The sequence below is a fragment of the Halomonas sp. SIMBA_159 genome (assembly GCF_046536035.1).
Classification (GTDB): domain Bacteria; phylum Pseudomonadota; class Gammaproteobacteria; order Pseudomonadales; family Halomonadaceae; genus Vreelandella; species Vreelandella venusta_A.
In genome coordinates, this window is sequence record NZ_JAWJBT010000046.1 from 1 (window position 1) to 2,251 (window position 2,251).

The following is a 2,251-nucleotide window of genomic DNA, read 5'->3' on the forward strand; positions in this document are numbered from 1 at the left end:
TCCTCGATAGCTCAGTTGGTAGAGCAAATGACTGTTAATCATTGGGTCGCAGGTTCGAGTCCTGCTCGAGGAGCCAAGCTGCTGTTCTGCTAAAGTTTTTCTGTTGTTCCCTGATAGCTCAGTTGGTAGAGCAAATGACTGTTAATCATTGGGTCGCAGGTTCGAGTCCTGCTCAGGGAGCCATCTAGCGTAACACCTTCCCCGTTTGAATGATTCTATCGCCCGCTGCCATATGGCATCTTGGGTGTTTTTTTGTGCGTGGCTGTTTTTATTTGGCGCTTACGTGATGTTGTTAGCGTTGGCCTCAAATTTCCTTTCTTGCTGTAAGCGATCATCTAATTATTTGAAAGCATTGTATGTTATCACTGGCTTGGGCTAGATCGCTAAAGCCTAAGCGCTAATCTTTACGCTGCCTAAGCCTCGCCACTGCGGGGCTTTTTTGTTTCAAAGGCTCAACGTGGCTTACAGTGGTACGCGGCGGCTATATGGCAAGATTGCAGGGGGGAGGCTTCCCCCAGACCGCCGCGCCCTACGTCGCGCTACCCCCACCCGTCTGCGGTTAATTCTTCATGCATACCACAAAACGGCCCAAAGCCCGCTATTGCTAGGCTGTAGGCTGGTTTTGGGGACGTGTGAGTCATGCAAAATCATGCGAATTTATTCTGCTTTTGGTAGGTTGGTCAAACAGAAACCACTGAGGTTGCGGCATGATTTTTCATAGTAAATTTGTGCGTTCCTGAGTAGTCTTAGGAATGCCTGAATATTCTATAATCAGGTTGTGAAAGCCTAAATATGATGATAGGTGCAAAGGGGGAAAGCATGAGTCAACATGCAATTGATCTACTGATAGATTCAGGGTTGATCTCAGCATCAGGAAAAATCATAAACGTTTTCAGTTTGTCAGAAAGCGAGCTTTCTGAAAGGGTTTCACAATATATTAATGGCAGAATAGAGAGTCTAGAAGTAGAGATTTCAGGCCTTGAGAAAACAGAAAGTTTAAGTGCATTGTACAGCACTGAGTCCTCTGATGCTTTAGGGTCTAGCGCATTATCTTCAATGCTGGTTTATCAGTCAATAATATTTGATGATCCGTTAGTGAAGAGTAGAAGCTCAATAAGTCTGGATAAGCTAAAGGAAGGGCTCGAGTTTTTTGCTCACTATTTCAATTTAATTAAAATTGAGGTTGTTAAGGTTTATCCATTGTCATTTTTAAATTATCCTAGTAGTGAGGTTCCTCTTTTATTATCTGAAGATGCTTTTAGATCCAGTATTCCAGATAAACTGCATGACTATATACACGAAAATGCAATAATTAAATCTGCAATGAGAAATGATGAAGGAGATTTTTTAATTCTGAAAGAGCTAGGGAGTGTCAATCGTAGGCCAGCTTTATTTGTTAGCTTTAAAGATGACTATTGGAGAGGAGGTGTCCAGCTATATTTAAATCAGACAATGGAGAAAATCAAAAATGTAGAAGGTGGTGTAGAAGTTAGGAAAATTTGGGATGAAAGCAAAAGATTAGATAAGACGTTTTATGACGTATGGTCTTACCAGGCAGTTAATCAAGCAATGCGTGTGCGCTTAAAGAATATATATAATGAAACGGTATTTGCAAATGATTTAGGCCATACATATGTTACTGAGTCCAAGTTTGAATCTGGTTTGTTGTCTTTGGCTGGTATTGATAATGGCGTTACAGCTCAAAATCCCTGTAGATTTATTGAAGCTAATAGCTCCTTGTTAAATATCGGCTCTCCTAATTTAATAGTTGAGTTAAGAGAGAAGTATCCTGTTGCTTTTGAAAATTTTAACTCTTCACTGTTATATATGATGGAGCGTCTGAGAGAAACAAATGAAGGTGATTTTGAAGAGAGGTCGAGACTTTATTTTAAGAATGAAATACTGCCTCAAGTTGAAGAGATAAGGAGTAATGCAAAATCACTTAGTCGTTCTATAGCGAGTGGTACTGTTGTGTCTCTTGGAGGATTAGCATTTTCAATGATAACAGGAGGAGGATCGCTCCCCTTGATTCCATCGCTACTATATGTGGCTAGCCAAGCAGCGCCAGGGGTATATGAGCCATTTATGCAACAGCGGGATTTTAAGAAAAAACCTGCATATATATGGCACAGATTATCTAATAATTAATATAGTGTTTTCTTAATTTTGATCCTACTTGGCCGCAGAAACTGAGTGCAACACCTGAGCATTTCGCTAAGGTGTTGTCCCATGTCTTACCTCGAACTCAGTA

The 2,251-nt window shown here is 40.7% G+C and carries 1 protein-coding gene and 2 tRNA genes; all 3 read left to right on the plus strand.

Annotated elements, in window-relative coordinates; all coding sequences use genetic code 11:
• Positions 1 to 76, plus strand: a tRNA-Asn gene (locus R0J87_RS18200).
• A 31-nt stretch (positions 77 to 107) separates the two neighbouring features.
• Positions 108 to 183 (plus strand) — tRNA-Asn (locus R0J87_RS18205).
• Between the two features lie 636 nt (positions 184 to 819).
• On the plus strand, positions 820 to 2,148 hold the full coding sequence (locus R0J87_RS18210) for a hypothetical protein (RefSeq protein ID WP_498887933.1): 1,329 nt from the start codon (positions 820 to 822) through the stop codon (positions 2,146 to 2,148).
• Positions 2,149 to 2,251: the final 103 nt, after the last annotated feature.

Coding starts and splice junctions, on each gene's coding strand:
- R0J87_RS18210 (WP_498887933.1), top strand. CDS start 820: ATGAGTCAACATGCAATTGATCTACTGATAGATTCAGGGTTGATCTCA.